Source organism: Spartinivicinus marinus (assembly GCF_026309355.1).
Taxonomy (GTDB): Bacteria; Pseudomonadota; Gammaproteobacteria; order Pseudomonadales; family Zooshikellaceae; genus Spartinivicinus; species Spartinivicinus marinus.
Window position 1 is genome coordinate 1,671,571 of record NZ_JAPJZK010000001.1, and the last position, 15,383, is coordinate 1,686,953.

Genomic DNA, 15,383 nt, shown 5'->3' on the forward strand with positions numbered 1-15,383 from the left:
TACCTCACTCAAGGGATTCGATTTATGGCATTGAAACCTTTTACTACTACCCTGCTAGTTTCCCTGCTTGCCAGCCCTTTGGTGATGGCCGAAAAGGCAGACTTGCTGACCATTTACCAACAGGCTTTGGAAAGTGACGCCCAGTTTGCTGCTGCTCGCCAGCAGTTTAATGCCAGCCAAGAAGCAGATGATCAAGGGTTGGCCGGATTGCTTCCTCAAGTCAACCTGTCTGCCAGCACCTCTAATAGTCAGTCTGTGCAACTTCAAAATGGTATTTCTAACCGTACCAGTGGCGGCAATACCCATGGCTGGAGTGCCTCTTTAGAACAGCCTGTTTTTCAGCTGCAAAGTTGGTTTACTTACACTAAATCCAAAAAGGAAGTCAGTCAGGCAGAAAAGCAGCTTAGTTTAGAGGCACAATCATTGATTTTACGAGTTGCAGAAGCCTATTTTAATGCGCTACGCGCCGAAGATAGCCTTGAAACTGCGAAAGCTCGTGAAACTGCTTTTAAACGCCAGTATGAACAGGCACAGCAACGCTTTGAGGTTGGCTTAATTGCAAAAACAGATGTACTTGAAGCCAAGGCTGTTTATGACAATGCCCGAGTCACTCGAATCACTGCAGAAAATGATGTAGAAGTGAGCTACGAAGCCATCCGCACAATTACCAATCAGCTACCAGGTAATTTAGGCAAGCTCGATAAAAATATGCCAGTGAAAGCACCCACTCCTGCCAAAATTGAAAGCTGGGTAAAAACAGCGCTGAAAAACAATCTAGCCGTTCAGGTAGCTAATGAGTCAGTCAAAGTAGCAGAAGAAGAAGTGAAGCGTCAGAAATCAGGACATGCCCCCACAGTCAGTGCTAAAGCAGAATACGGTCACCGAGCACAACCCAGCACTCGTTCAGTGTTCACTGATAGTAATGGCAAGTCAAATACCACCACTTATAGTTTGAACTTTAATTTCCCTATTTACAGTGGTGGCCTGACTAGTTCACGGTCTCGCGCAGCTTCATCTTTACTTTCCAAAGCCATGCACGATAAAGACTTTCAAGTAAGAACCACTTATCAGCAAACTCGCAACTTCTTTAATACAGTCAATTCTGATGTACAACGGGTAGATGCCAGATGGCAAAGCACAGTTTCGTCTGCCAGTGCATTAGAAGCGACTGAAAGCGGCTATGAAGTAGGTACGCGGAATATTATTGACGTATTAGAGGCCCAGTCAAACCTCTATAACTCTCAGCAAGACTACTTGAATGCCCGCTACGATTTCATTATCAACACGCTGAAGTTGAAGCAGCAGGCTGGTACGCTAAGCCCAGACGACTTAACTGAGTTGAACAAGTGGATTAGCAAAGCGGGCAATACTGAGTTGTTACCAGCAATTAAGGACAGTGAACGGCTTTAACAGTACACTACCTAAATAAGCATTAGTGCTGGTTTGGTAAAGCTAGCGCTACTGCTTTATGCTTTGACTGACTAAATCCAATAAGCTCTGTAACGCCCCGCGATTTTCTTTAACCACTTGTAATGCGTTGGTACCTACTGTTTTACTTTCGTTTTTATCAGTTAGTAGCTTTATTAGCTGCTCAGCAATCTCATTAGCACTGCTAACTAGCCTCATGCCTCCAGCACTCAATAGCTTGTCAGTAATTTCCTGAAAATTAATTACATTAGGTCCTGACAGTAGTGGTTTAGCCCACACTGCTGCTTCCAGCATATTATGACCACCACCGCCTTCGAGTAAACTCCCACCAATGAATGCTACATCTGCCGCAACATACAAAGCTTTAAGTTCTCCCATAGTGTCTCCTAATATCACCTGGGTATCGGAAGACACCTGCTGATCAGTACTCCGCCGAATATAAGACAGTTGCTGCTGCTCAATTAGTCTGGCTACTTCATCAAATCGCTCTGGATGGCGAGGAACCAGTACCAATAATGCACTTGGGAGTTTAGAGAGTAATTGTTGATGAGCCTTTAAGATAACTTCATCTTCACCACTATGAGTACTGGCAGCAACCCAAACGGGACGAGAGCCACTTACTAGCCATGACTGACGTAAAACATCGCCCTTTTGCTGTTCTGCCGGATCTGCATCAATATCAAATTTAATGCTGCCTGTTACTTTAAGCTGGTCCTGGCTTAAGCCTAAGGATAAAAAACGATCCGCAGTTGCCTGATCTTGTGCGGCTAGCTGGGTAATTTCCGTGAGCATTGGTTGTACCAGTTTTTTGAATCGCCCATAACCCTTGGCAGAACGTTCTGATAACCGCGCATTAGCCACTACCACTGGTATATTTTTGTTAGCGCAGCCATGAACAAGGTTTGGCCACAGCTCTGTTTCCATAATTACTGCTAAACAAGGGTTTGTTTTTTCCAAGAAACGATTGACTGACCCTGGTAAATCATAGGGTGCATAAACATGGAACACCTGATCACCTAGCAGCGCTGTTACTCGTTCCGAGCCAGTTGGAGTCATGGTGGTGACTACTAGCGGGTGTTCAGGATACTGTTGCTGGATTTGTTTAATTAACGGGATTGCCGCAATAGTTTCCCCCACAGAAACCGCATGTACCCAAATTGGCTGTTGAGAAAACTGTGGTTTTTCAACAAAGCCAAACCGCTCCCTCCAACGCTTGCGATAAGCCGGCGCTTTTATCCCTCTATAACAAAGTTTCAATAGGATAAGAGGCAGTAGAAAATAGAAAAGCAACGTATACCAAAATCGGTTCATAACAGCCAAAATTACATGAGTTTTTGATTACATAATTTTTCAGCGAGACCGCATCATAGCATAGTCAATTGCAGTGATCCCTCTTATACTGTTGGCATTTGTTATACATTAATAGCACTATGAAAGTGCCATTTATGAAAGTGCCATTAAAGTACAGAAAGTATGCTTAGTGTTCGATATGGAGTGGAAAGCTATTCTTCCCCCGCTCTTGAAGGGCCATCCCATATCCTCTAACTTTTGCGATAGCCTGACTGTTTATAAGGCTTAGCTTTCCCTGAAGCTTGTATTAATAATTGTGTATGACTACTGACTCGATCAAAACAGACATTGTAATTGTTGGCGGAGGCATTGCTGGCCTGTGGTTAGCCAATCGCCTACAACAACAAGGTTATAACTGCCTTATTTTAGAAAAAGGAAGTTTGGGTGGCGGCCAAACGGTTAAATCCCAGGGAATTATTCATGGCGGTACCAAATACACCCTTACCGGCACCCTAACTAAATCAGCTGAAGCTATTTCACAAATGCCCAGTCGCTGGCGACAATGCCTAGCGGGTGAAGGAGAAATTGATCTCACCAGCGTTAAAGTGTTGTCCCAACACCATTATATGTGGTCCACCCAAGGGCTGGGCTCCAAGTTAACCACATTTTTTGCCAGCAAGGCTCTGCGTGGCCGGGTCAATAAACTCAGCAAAAAAGAGTATCCCACCGTATTTCAAAACCCTGCCTTCAAAGGGGATTTGTATCAGCTGGATGAAGTGGTGCTGGATGTCCCGACTGTTATTCAAGCATTAGTTAAGCCAGTTCAACAATCTACTGTTCAATTAACCGATAATGCCCAGATAGATTGGCAAGTGAATGAACAGGGCACTTTAAACAAATTTATCATTAATGATCAGAATCACCAATTAGCAATATCTGCACAGCATTTCGTGTTAACAGCAGGAGAAGGCACTCAAGATATTCTGAATCAATTAAACTTCTCCACCCCGCAAATGCAGCTGCGCCCGCTGCATATGGCGATGATAAAACACCCTCACCCTCATCCTATTTATGCTCACTGCATTGGTGCCCAAGCACTCCCCAAAATGACTATTACCAGCCACCCTACCCCTGATGGTCAGTGGGTATGGTATTTAGGTGGCGCTATTGCTGAAAATGGTTTGGATAAATCAACTGAAGAACAGATTGCTACAGCCAAACAACAAATACAACAGTTATTACCTTGGGTGGATTTTTCTCAAGCGCAATGGGCTACTTTTAGAGTCAATCGTGCTGAGCCGAAGCAAAGTAGCTTAGCGCGCCCTGATGCTGCTTACTGCCAAACCCAAAACAACGTTTCTGTTTGCTGGCCTACCAAGCTGGCTTTAGCACCAGATCTCGCTGATCAGATAGTTGAACAGCTTAAAACACTTTCTATCCAGCCAAACACTACACCTGCAGTATTACCAGATTGGTTAAATTCACCTACTGTTAGTGCTCCATTCTGGCAGGAGTATTTTGATGAACAACTCTGAATTGTTAATAAAACATAAACTAGCAAATACAGATATCAGTGTTTCTGCCATTGGCTTGGGTACTGTTAAACTGGGAAGAAACCAAGGGGTTAAATACCCCACCACCTTTAAAATACCCAGCGACCAAGAAGCCAAACAACTGCTACAACATGCAAATAATCTGGGCATTAATTTAATTGATACAGCCCCTGCTTATGGCAATAGCGAGGAGCGTTTAGGTCCATTACTAAAAGGCCAGCGCCATGACTGGGTAATTTGCACTAAAACTGGCGAAGAATTTGTCGGTGGTCAGTCCAGTTTTAATTTTACGCCTGAGCACACTATCAAAAGCATTGAGCGAAGTTTACAGCGACTAAATACCGATTATTTAGATATTGTCCTGGTCCATTCTGACGGGAATGATTTAACCATTATTGAGCAATACGGCACCTTAGAGGTACTAGCCGACCTGAAAAAGCAAGGTAAAATCAAATCCACAGGAATGTCCACTAAAACCGTTGAAGGCGGACTTGCTGCACTAAAACAAGCTGATGCAGTAATGGCAACCCACAACCTGTCGTACTCCGACGAAATTGAAGTATTGGACTACGCAGCAGAACACAATAAAGCTATCTTCATTAAAAAAGCGTTGGCCAGTGGCCATATCTGCTCAGAAACCTATGACGACCCAGTACAAGCCAGCATGGATTTTATTTTTGCCCACCCCGGTGTAACTAGCATTATCTTAGGCACTATCAACCCGAAGCATATGAGCCATAATGTTAAGTGTGCCCAACAAGCTTTGCTGAGAAGTCGCAATGAGTAAACAACTATTGAAGTCCCACCCTGCTGAGCATATTCAATTCAACCCTTACCAGGTGATGGGCCATTTCAACACTTATAATCGACAGTGGCAGTTGCAAATATTGCCGATAGATGCTCCTTGTTCTTTTGAGGAGCTACAAGTTAAACGCAATAATTCGCTACTGATGACCAGCTCCAACTCTGAAGTAAACCTCACGGTAAATAACCTAGGTGTTTCGGCCCACCTAATTTGTCAGATTAATGGTGTTGACTATTTGCTATTGGTCGAACAGCGGCGGCATGATTTTAAAGATAAAGTGCTAAAGTTGGTTTCTGGTTATGTTTCCGCTGAATATAGCTACTATCCCGAACAGGTAATCGCAGAGGAGATTAGCCAAGAATGTTTAATGGTTTATGGCAAGCAGCTGGCCTGCTGGCAGGACCATACCGGACAGGCATTACCTGATCCTGAATATCAAGGCCTGACTATTAACAAAGATAAAGCCTTGACCTTAGTACCTGATTTAGTGAGTGCTCCACAGCAAATCGCCCTTGGTGCAGCCCAATGTGAACCCCATGTAACCAGTTACATTCATGTCCCCACCAATTCACTACAGCTAGTTTATCATTGGCGCACCACGATTCGAGATTTAAGTGAATTGAGTTGTTATTTTGTAGACGAAATTTATAACCAAGAAACTCAACGTTTAGAAACTACTTGGGATAAATCAGACAAATGCTATCTTGCTGAACTGCAATTTAATCAATTAACAGGGGCATTTTTTCAGCTTGAGGCAGGTCAGTTAAAGACTGTAGATTTAAAAAACCCACTTTTCTCAGAGTATTTTTGCCAGCGAAAGGGGATTATGATTTTTGATAATCATACTGTTTTATAAGGGCATCGCAAAGCGCCCTCACCCTCTGAGGCTGTCACAAAAGGGTGTTGAAAAATAAGTCTAGTGCCCGATTGGAATAACAGGCTATTCTTCTGCCACCCTTGAAAGACCATCCCTGGTCTTTCAAGAGCTAAGGCAACATCCATGTTGCAGCGACAGAATACCCTGTTACCCCATATCCATTAGTTTTTTCGATAACTTCATATGAAGAAAGTCAGCAGCTTAGTTATTGCTCTTTAATTTTTTCCACAATCGCTGTAGTAGAGCAGTTATCTAAAAAGTCTAATACAGCGACTTCACCGCCATAACTTTCTACGATAGGTGCGCCGACCACTTGCTTAACTGAGTAATCGCCACCTTTAACTAATACATCAGGTTTTACCAACGCTAATAAGGCTTCTGGAGTATCTTCAGCAAAAGATACCACCCAATCTACCGCTTCTAAACCAGCTAACACTGTCATTCGCCGGTCGACTGGATTAACTGGTCTGCCTTCACCTTTTAAGCGATGCACAGACTCGTCACTATTCACTGCCACAATTAGTCGATCCCCATGGGCACGAGCTTGCTCAAGGTAACCAACATGGCCGGCGTGGAGAATATCAAAACAACCATTGGTGAAAACGATCTTTTCACCTTGAGCCTTGGCATCTTCAATCGCAATCAATAATTGACTGGCGGTCATAACACCTCGCCCTGCACCTTGTTCGGCAGACACAGCACGACGTAATTCAGGTGCACTAATTGCGGCAGTACCCAGTTTGCCGACCACAATGCCAGCAGCAAGGTTAGCTAGTGCTACGGCGGTTGGTAATTTTTCTCCTGCTGCCAATGAAGCTGCAAGTACAGAAATAACAGTATCGCCCGCACCGGTGACATCAAAGACTTCTCTTGCTCTAGCCGGTAAGTGAAGCTCAGGCTGATCAGGCCGTAGTAAAGTCATCCCATGCTCGCCACGGGTAATCAGTAACGCTTCCAGCTCAAGCGCTTTTAGTAGTTGCTGACCTTTTGCTACTAACTCTGCTTCATCCTTGCAGATGCCCATCACTGCTTCAAACTCATTTAAGTTAGGCGTAATTAATGTAGCACCACGATATTGGCTAAAATCAGAGCCTTTGGGGTCTACTAAAATAGCCTTTCCTTTTGTCTTGGCTAGTTGGATAAGCTGTTGAGGATTTTTTAAAGCACCTTTTTTGTAATCTGATAGTACGACAACTTCAGCTTGATCAATAATCGCTTCGACTTCTTGCACAAGTTGGCCGGGCTCAAGCGAGTTGAAAGCTTCTTCAAAATCTAGTCGAATCAGTTGCTGATGCTGGCTAATCACCCGCAATTTAGTAATAGTAGGTTCGTCACTTACCCGAGTAAAAGCACAATGCACTCCAGCAGCAGTTAATCGATTGGTTAAAATATCAGCAGACTCATCATTACCCGTTGGCCCTGCCAGAAAAGCTGCTCCGCCAAGCGAGGCAATATTTAGAGCAACGTTACCTGCTCCACCCGGCCGGTCTTCAATTTGGCCAACCTTAACAACAGGCACTGGGGCCTCTGGTGAAATACGTGAGGTAGCACCATGCCAGTAGCGGTCCAGCATAATGTCGCCAATTACCAATACTTTAGCTTGATCAAATCGTGGAGTTGTTAGCAGCTTCATTATGTTTTGCCATCCAATAAAATTAAGCAGGTAAAGGTTGCTCTTCTTTAAATTGAAGTCGGTGCAGACGTGCATAATGTCCTTGTTTTGCTAATAGTTCCTGATGACTACCCACTTCAACAATTTCCCCTTTATCCATCACAACAATTTTGTCAGCGTTTTCGATAGTGGATAAACGATGCGCAATGACTAAAGTTGTTCTGCCTTTCATCACTTCATCAAGCGCGGCCTGAATATTTCGCTCTGCTTGCGTATCCAAAGCTGAAGTGGCTTCATCCAAAATCAAAATAGGCGCATCTTTTAAAATCGCCCGAGCAATTGCGAGTCGCTGACGCTGTCCGCCTGACAGTTTCACCCCATTTTCACCAACAATGGTGTTAAAGCCATTCTCTAGCTCCGCAATAAAATCGAAGGCGTATGCTGCTTGAGCTGCGAGATGAATATCATCTTCAGTTTTAGTTTGCAGCGCTCCATAAGCAATATTGTTAGCAACTGTGTCATTAAATAGGGTAACTTGCTGATTAACCAACGCAATTTGCTGGCGCAAGTTAGTGAGCTTGTAATCTGCTAGTGACACGCCATCCAATAGAATCTCACCCTTTTCATGGCAGTAAAATCGCGGAATTAAACTTACCAGTGTTGATTTACCACTCCCAGAGCGCCCAACAAAAGCAACTGTTTCACCCGGCTCTACTACAAGGTTAATATCTTTTAATACTGGATTTTCAGCACCTGGATATTGAAAAGTGAGCTGGCGAATTTCCAGCTTGCCTGCAACACGCTCTACCTCATGTGAGCCAGAGTCCTGCTCTTGCACCTCATCAAGTTGTTCAAAGATATTTTCTGCAGCGGCAATCCCTTTTTGGATATTGCCATAAACTTCACTCAACTGACGGATTGGCTTTGGCAACATACCTGCTGCCACCACATAAGCAATCAACTCAGCCACAGTTGAGGTGTCACGCATATAGAGCACTAAAAACATAATGACTGCCATTGCCAGAATCACCAACAGCTGCAGTATTGGCGTGTTAATCGCAGAAACCTTGACCAGCTTAAGCGATTGTTTGAGATTCTGGTTGCTTGCATCTAAAAACCGATTGCGTTCAAAAGCTTCACCACCAAAGCTTCGCACTACCCGATAACCGTTAATGGTTTCAGAGGCAACATGGGTGACATCGCCCATTGCATCCTGGATTTTGTGGCTGAGTTTTCTTAGCTTGCGCCCAACATAGCTGACCAGCCCTGCAATGATAGGTGCAATCAAGATGAATATAATGGTGAGCTTCCAGTTAGTCCAAAACAGCAGACCTAATAGAAAAATAACGGTAAAGCCTTCACGAATCACCACTTTCAATGCATCTGTGGCAGCACCGGTCACAAGGGTGACATTATAAGTAATCCGCGAAATCAAATGGCCTGAGTTATGGTTATCAAAATAGCTATTCGGCAAGGTAACGAGTTTATTAAACAGATCACAACGCAAGGCATGCACTACATTGTTGGCTACTTTTGCAATGTAATAGTTGCCAATAAATGAGCCCAAACCACGTAATACCGCAATAGTCACAGCAGCCATAGGCACAAAATAGATTAGCTGATCGGACTCCCCTTCCAATCCCTTCACAAAATACTCCATCAACCAGGCAAATCCCGGCTGAGTCAGTGCGAACAAAATATAACCAAAAATACTGATAGCAAATAGCGCCCAGTAGGGTTTTACATAACCCAAGAGGCGGAGGTAAGCACCTATACCACTTTTAGAGCCCGTTTCTTTACTCATTTCAGCCCTACTATTACAAATCGAAAAGACGGTGATTGTAACACATTTAAGTCTTTAAGGGGTTATTTACAGCATTCTTCAATCTAGGCTCTCTTGCTTTCTAGCAACACATCCGTAGAATACTGGGGCGATTATATTACTTCGAATTGAGCTCCAAATATCAATATTGAGCATTGAGATGCAGTTGTTCTGAAACATCAGTGGTGTAATGAAAATACTTTCTCGTGAAGAGTTTAATCAATTAACAAAAGGTGCCGCCATTGTTGAGCAGGATGGCTGTGGTGTAAAAGTACTTTCATTGCTAGATGGTACGTTCCTTAAACTATTTCGTAACAAAAGGTTTATATCATCTGCTAGAATCTACCCATACGCTCGGCGTTTTGCTGACAATGCAAATAGCTTAAAAAAAGCAGGTATCAGATCAGTCACTGTTCTTGAAACATATAAAATAAAACTCCCACCGCGCAGTATTGTAAGGTATCAACCGTTATCAGGTAAAACTGTAAGGGAAGTTGCAATTGGTAATTTGGATGCTCTCAAACAAAACCAGATAAAGAAGATTGCCCAGTTCATTGCCACATTACACAACAAAGGAGTTTACTTCAGGTCTTTACACCTAGGGAATATTCTTATTACTACAGATGGAAGTTTAGGTTTAATTGACATAGCTGATATGAAGTTTTACAACAAGCCTCTTTCTGTCGGTAAGCGTATACGTAATTTTCGCCACCTCATGCGTTATAAAAATGATGCTAAGCTACTATTACAAAACGAACCTGTATCTTTTATTGATAGCTATTTAGAAGCTAATCACAGCATTCTTTCCGAAAAAGATCAGCTAAAAATTGCCAATTCATTATATCAAAAAAACAGGTACAAATAATGAAAGTTCTAGTTACAGGTGGCGCTGGTTTTATTGGCTCTGCATTAGTAAGACATATTCTTAAAAATACTGAACATACTGTCATAAACATAGACAAGCTCACTTATGCAGGTAATTTAGCTAATTTAGGCTCTTTTTTACAACTTAGTCAGCATTTTTTCTACCAAGAAGATATTTGTAATAAAAATAAACTTGTAGACATTTTCGAAAAACATAAACCAGATGCTGTCGTTCACTTAGCTGCTGAGTCTCATGTTGATCGCTCTATAGATAGCCCAAACTCTTTTATTCAAACCAATATCATTGGTACTTATAACTTATTAGAAACAGTAAGATATTATTTATCAAAGTATCCTCAACTGGATTTTCGTTTTTTACATGTTTCTACAGATGAAGTATTTGGTAGTTTAGGCTCTAAAGGACTATTCTCAGAAAAAAGTAATTACCAGCCAAGTTCACCTTACTCTGCTTCAAAAGCATCCTCTGACCACCTTGTTAGAGCTTGGCATAAAACATATAACCTTCCTGCCATCACTACCAACTGTTCAAATAATTATGGTCCATATCAATACCCTGAAAAATTAATTCCATTGGCAGTTTTAAACTGCCTACAAGGTAAACCTATTCCTGTTTATGGAGACGGATTACAAATCAGAGACTGGCTATATGTTGAAGATCATGTGTCTGGACTTATGACTGTTTTAGAACAGGGAACTATTGGTGAAACGTATAACATTGGGGGATTTAACGAAAAAACTAATGTTGAGGTAGTAACTAATATCTGTGAATTATTAGACTCCATAATTTCTACAAAACCAAACAACTTATCAAGCTTTAAAGAGCTTATCAGTTTTGTGACAGACCGACCTGGACATGATACACGCTACGCTATTGATGCAAACAAAATATCCAAGCAACTCAAGTGGTCTCCTAAAGAAAGTTTTTCTTCTGGGTTAACCAAAACAATTCAATGGTATTTAGACAATATTGAGTGGGCTAAAAGAGTTAAGCCATCTTCACTAAACAATAATATAGGCTTAGTCAAAAAATGAAGGGTATTATTCTAGCAGGTGGCTCAGGAACTCGGTTATATCCAATCACACTTGGAATATCCAAACAACTATTACCTATATACAACAAACCAATGATTTATTATCCATTGGTAACATTAATGCAAGCCAATATCAGAGATATTGCTATTATAACGACCAAAGAAGACCAGCTAGCATTTCAAAAATTATTACAAGACGGGCATCAGTGGGGAATTAATATTTCTTATATGATCCAACCCCGACCTGAAGGAATTGCCCAAGCATTTACTATCTGCAAAAATTTCATTCAGCAAGATAGATGTTGCTTAATACTTGGTGACAACATTTTTTTTGGCGAAGGTTTGGATACACAAATGACTCAGGCTTACACGAAAAGTGGAGCTACGGTTTTTGCTTATCCAGTCAAGGATCCTGAGCGTTATGGTGTTGTCACTTTGGATGCAGAAAAAAAACCAATCTCTATTGAAGAAAAACCTGCAAAACCCAATTCGAAGCTAGCTATTACTGGCTTATATTTTTATGATAGCGATGTAGTTACCTATGCAGAGGAATTAAAGCCTTCTGCTAGAGGTGAACTTGAAATTACTGATATAAATAATCTTTATTTAAATAAAGATTTGCTTAATGTGAATATACTAGGTAGAGGGGTTGCATGGCTAGACACTGGTACACATGACTCACTCCTTGAAGCTTCACAGTTCGTACATGCCTTAGAAACACGACAAGGTCTTAAAATAGCGTCTCCAGAAGAAGTTGCATGGCAAAAAGGCTGGATTTCTGATTCTAAGCTTATTCACGAAGCCCAAAAATTCAGTAAAAGTAATTATGGACCTTATCTGGAAGGACTGCTTGAGCAAAAATGAATATCCAAAAAACCAACTTACCAGAAGTCCTAGAAATTACACCCAAAGTATTTTCTGATAGCAGGGGTTATTTTCTTGAAACTTATCACCAAAGCCGCTATACGACAAACGGTGTGCCTGCCCAGTTTTTACAAGATAACCGTTCACACTCTACATATGGTGTTTTAAGGGGGCTTCACTACCAACTGAAGTTTCCTCAAGCCAAACTCGTTCGAGTTACCCGTGGAGTAGTATTTGATGTAGCAGTTGATATTCGTATAGGCTCACCTAACTTTGGCCAATGGACTGGAGTAACTTTAAGCGAGTCAAATAATAAACAGTTATATATACCCGAAGGGTTTGCCCATGGTTTTATAGTCTTATCTAAAGAAGCTGACTTCGAGTACAAATGTTCTGACTTTTATCACCCCAATGATGAGTATGGTATTATATGGAATGATCCAACTATTAATATTCAATGGCCAGAAGTCGAGAAACTAAACATCTCTAATAAAGACTGCTCTCTACCCACTTTAAACCAGGCTAATACAGAACTGCTACCTAAATATGAACCAAATTAAAGTATTGTTAACAGGAGCTAATGGGCAATTAGGCCAGTCAATAACAACTCTTCAGGCCAATTATACTAATATCACAATCATTCCTCAAAGCTCTAAAGAGCTAGATATTACTGATCGTGCTCAGTTAATTAATACTCTAAACAAACATAAACCTAGCTACTTAGTTAATGCAGCTGCCTATACTAATGTAGATAAAGCAGAGTCAGATGACAACTTAGCAATTATAGTAAATGGTACTGCTTTAGAAGACTTGGCAAGTGAGTGTAAAAAAAGAGCCATTACTTTACTTCACATATCTACTGACTATGTGTTTTCTGGAGATCAATCAACTCCATACAACCCTAATGACATTTGCAATCCTATAAACATGTATGGAAAGAGCAAGCTTATTGGTGAAAAGCTAATACTTAATACAAATCCTGACTCCTTCATTATAAGAACAAGCTGGGTTTTTAGCGAATTCAAAAGCAACTTCGTAAAGACTATACTGAAACTTACAAATGAAAAAAACAGCATATCCGTTGTAGATGACCAAATTGGCCGCCCCACTTATGCTAGTGACTTGGCTAAATTCATTCTCGATTTCATCATCAATTACAAAACTTTTGACATAAAAAACAATATTATTCATTTTGCTAATTCAGGAAATTGTAGCTGGTTCGATTTTTCGCAAAAAATTATTGAGTATGGCCATAAGCTAAAGCTTATTCACAATATTCCCTATTTACAAAGAGCAAAAACGCACCACCTAAATTTAAAAGCTCAACGTCCAGCATACTCTGTACTAAACACAGCCGACACAGAAAAAGTGTTCAATATAAAAATTAGAAATTGGGAAAACGCTTTATATGAAACGTTAAACATATTAGCAGATGAATACCATTATGAATAATTCATATCCATTAGTTTCAGTTATTATCTCATGCTATAACCATGAGAAGTATATTACTGACTGTATATTGAGCGTTGTTAAGCAAACTTATAATAATATAGAGCTAATTGTAATTGATGACGGTTCTTCAGATGAAAGCCCTAGAATTCTACATGAGCTAAGCCAACAATATGGATTCTACTTTAAAGCCAGAGATAACAAAGGACTTTCTGCGAGTCTTAATGAGGCTATTAGTCTCAGTAAAGGTAAGTACATCTGCCCTCTAGGGTCTGATGATATTATTTTGCTTGATAAAATCGAAAAGCAGGTAAAGTTTTTAGAAAACAGACCAGACATTGCCGTCTGTGGAGGAAATATAATCTGCATTGATGATTATAATAATGTAAAAGAGAAACAGAGGCTAAAGCCCTATCGTGAAGTAGGCTTTAAAAAAATGCTGACTCAACCGAAAGAAGGGCCTGCAGCACCGACAGTCATGATCCGCTCTTCAGCACTAAAAGAAGTTAATGGGTTTAATACAGATATAAAACTCGAAGACTTAAATCTATGGTTAAAATTAACTCACAAAGGCTTTAAGATCGCTGTTCTCAGTGACATTCTTGCATACTATCGAGAGCATGATAACAATACTTACAAAAACCATAGGATGATGACAGAAGAAATTATTAAAACATATAACAACTATAGAAATGAACCAGAATACCCATTTGTGATTAATCAATTTCTCACCAGCATGTTTTTAAAAGTATCAAAATATGATCCTAAATATGCTATTCAAATCCTTAGGAAAATAGATAGAAAATACTATAGTTTCAAGCTCTTTAAAGGCATGACCTATCTCATTACATCATGGATAAAAAGTAAGAAATGAATAACAAGTCAATTGCTATCATCATTCCCTATTTTGGGCAATGGCCAGAATGGATAGACCTGTATATCGAAAGCTGTAAATACAACCCTACAATTGACTGGATTTTTTTCAGTGACTGCGGCCCACCTCAAAATAAAGCAGATAATATCACTATCCACCATATGAGTTTTAACGACTATAAGCAATATATTTCCAAAAAACTAGAAATTAACTTTTCCTGTTGTCAACCCTATAAACTGTGCGACCTTAAGCCAAGCTATGGTTACATACATGAAGATATATTAACTAACTATGACTACTACGGATTTGGAGATATTGATGTAATATATGGAGATATTAGACAATTCTATACCGAGAAGGTACTAACTCACAACTGTATATCGAGCCACTGGGACAGAGTATCTGGACATCTTGCGTTATTCAAAAATACAGAACTAAATAGAAATGCCTTTAGAAAAATTAAAAACTGGCAACAGCTAATGGGAAATGAAAATCACTTTGGCATTGATGAATCAAAATTATCAAAAATATACCTCCGACATAAAAAATACCCAGACTGGTTAAGAAAGGCTTATGGTTTTTTTAGTCCATATCAAAAAAACTGTTATTTTAAAGAGCAATACAGCACCATTTTAACAGACAAACCATGGATAGATGGAACTCTAGATCACCCTGAAGTATGGTTTTGGAAAAATGGTAAGTTGACTAACAATAAAGATGCTGATAGAGAGTTCCTCTATCTACACTTCATGAACTGGAAGTCTTCAATGTGGTTACCCGAAAAACATGGAAACAAAGCTGCATGGGAGGACTTAAGCTCAATTAATAACGTTCCACTTAGCCAAATTAAAAATGGTTGGAGCATCTCTCCACAGGGTTTTTTGCCTTTATAA

At 40.5% G+C, this 15,383-nt stretch carries 14 protein-coding genes; 11 read left to right on the forward strand and 3 right to left on the reverse strand.

All coding sequences use genetic code 11. The features are described 5' to 3' along the window. Positions 1-24 precede the first annotated feature (24 nt). Positions 25-1,410, forward strand: coding sequence for a TolC family outer membrane protein (locus tag OQE68_RS07645; protein WP_180568603.1), 1,386 nt, complete (start codon positions 25-27; stop codon positions 1,408-1,410). A 48-nt stretch (positions 1,411-1,458) separates the two neighbouring features. Here OQE68_RS07645 and waaA read toward each other — a convergent pair whose 3' ends face one another. After that, positions 1,459-2,739: a lipid IV(A) 3-deoxy-D-manno-octulosonic acid transferase gene (gene waaA, locus OQE68_RS07650; RefSeq protein ID WP_180568604.1), complete on the reverse strand. Its 1,281-nt coding sequence runs from the start codon at positions 2,737-2,739 to the stop codon at positions 1,459-1,461. Between the two features lie 299 nt (positions 2,740-3,038). On the opposite strand from waaA, the gene OQE68_RS07655 reads away from it, so the two are divergent. From OQE68_RS07655 to OQE68_RS07665, 3 genes are read left to right on the forward strand one after another with little or no spacing between them, the layout of a single operon-like run. Then, positions 3,039-4,253 carry an NAD(P)/FAD-dependent oxidoreductase gene (locus OQE68_RS07655; protein WP_180568605.1) on the forward strand — a complete coding sequence of 405 codons (1,215 nt, stop codon included), beginning with the start codon at positions 3,039-3,041 and terminating at the stop codon, positions 4,251-4,253. Beyond that, positions 4,240-5,058, forward strand: coding sequence for an aldo/keto reductase (locus OQE68_RS07660; RefSeq protein WP_180568606.1), 819 nt, complete (start codon positions 4,240-4,242; stop codon positions 5,056-5,058). The genes OQE68_RS07655 and OQE68_RS07660 overlap by 14 nt, the downstream gene beginning before the upstream one ends. After that, positions 5,051-5,932 (forward strand): hypothetical protein, encoded by an 882-nt coding sequence (locus OQE68_RS07665; RefSeq protein ID WP_180568607.1) that lies wholly within the window; start codon positions 5,051-5,053, stop codon positions 5,930-5,932. The genes OQE68_RS07660 and OQE68_RS07665 overlap by 8 nt, the downstream gene beginning before the upstream one ends. A 226-nt stretch (positions 5,933-6,158) precedes the next feature. On the opposite strand, the gene hldE is transcribed toward OQE68_RS07665, so the two are convergent. Continuing rightward, complete coding sequence (gene hldE / locus OQE68_RS07670; RefSeq protein WP_180568608.1) at positions 6,159-7,586, reverse strand: bifunctional D-glycero-beta-D-manno-heptose-7-phosphate kinase/D-glycero-beta-D-manno-heptose 1-phosphate adenylyltransferase HldE; 1,428 nt, start codon at positions 7,584-7,586, stop codon at positions 6,159-6,161. A gap of 22 nt (positions 7,587-7,608) precedes the next feature. Next, positions 7,609-9,369: a lipid A export permease/ATP-binding protein MsbA gene (msbA, locus tag OQE68_RS07675; RefSeq protein WP_180568609.1), complete on the reverse strand. Its 1,761-nt coding sequence runs from the start codon at positions 9,367-9,369 to the stop codon at positions 7,609-7,611. A 208-nt stretch (positions 9,370-9,577) separates the two neighbouring features. Here msbA and OQE68_RS07680 point away from each other — a divergent pair, with 208 nt between their 5' ends. From OQE68_RS07680 to OQE68_RS07710, 7 genes are read left to right on the forward strand one after another with little or no spacing between them, the layout of a single operon-like run. Next, positions 9,578-10,252: a BUD32 family EKC/KEOPS complex subunit gene (locus OQE68_RS07680; RefSeq protein WP_180568610.1), complete on the forward strand. Its 675-nt coding sequence runs from the start codon at positions 9,578-9,580 to the stop codon at positions 10,250-10,252. Then, positions 10,252-11,304 carry a dTDP-glucose 4,6-dehydratase gene (gene rfbB, locus OQE68_RS07685; protein WP_180568611.1) on the forward strand — a complete coding sequence of 351 codons (1,053 nt, stop codon included), beginning with the start codon at positions 10,252-10,254 and terminating at the stop codon, positions 11,302-11,304. Before OQE68_RS07680 ends, rfbB begins: the two co-directional genes overlap by 1 nt. Continuing rightward, the gene (gene rfbA / locus OQE68_RS07690; protein ID WP_180568612.1) at positions 11,301-12,167 is read left to right on the forward strand and encodes a glucose-1-phosphate thymidylyltransferase RfbA; all 867 of its coding nucleotides are present in this window, start codon (positions 11,301-11,303) and stop codon (positions 12,165-12,167) included. The genes rfbB and rfbA overlap by 4 nt, the downstream gene beginning before the upstream one ends. Then, entirely contained in the window at positions 12,164-12,727 is a 564-nt protein-coding gene (gene rfbC / locus OQE68_RS07695; protein ID WP_180568613.1) for a dTDP-4-dehydrorhamnose 3,5-epimerase, read from the forward strand. Before rfbA ends, rfbC begins: the two co-directional genes overlap by 4 nt. Next, entirely contained in the window at positions 12,714-13,619 is a 906-nt protein-coding gene (gene rfbD, locus OQE68_RS07700; protein WP_180568614.1) for a dTDP-4-dehydrorhamnose reductase, read from the forward strand. The genes rfbC and rfbD overlap by 14 nt, the downstream gene beginning before the upstream one ends. Beyond that, on the forward strand, positions 13,612-14,490 hold the full coding sequence (locus OQE68_RS07705) for a glycosyltransferase family 2 protein (protein ID WP_180568615.1): 879 nt from the start codon (positions 13,612-13,614) through the stop codon (positions 14,488-14,490). Before rfbD ends, OQE68_RS07705 begins: the two co-directional genes overlap by 8 nt. After that, positions 14,487-15,383, forward strand: a complete 897-nt coding sequence (locus OQE68_RS07710; protein ID WP_180568616.1) for a DUF6625 family protein — start codon at positions 14,487-14,489, stop codon at positions 15,381-15,383. Before OQE68_RS07705 ends, OQE68_RS07710 begins: the two co-directional genes overlap by 4 nt.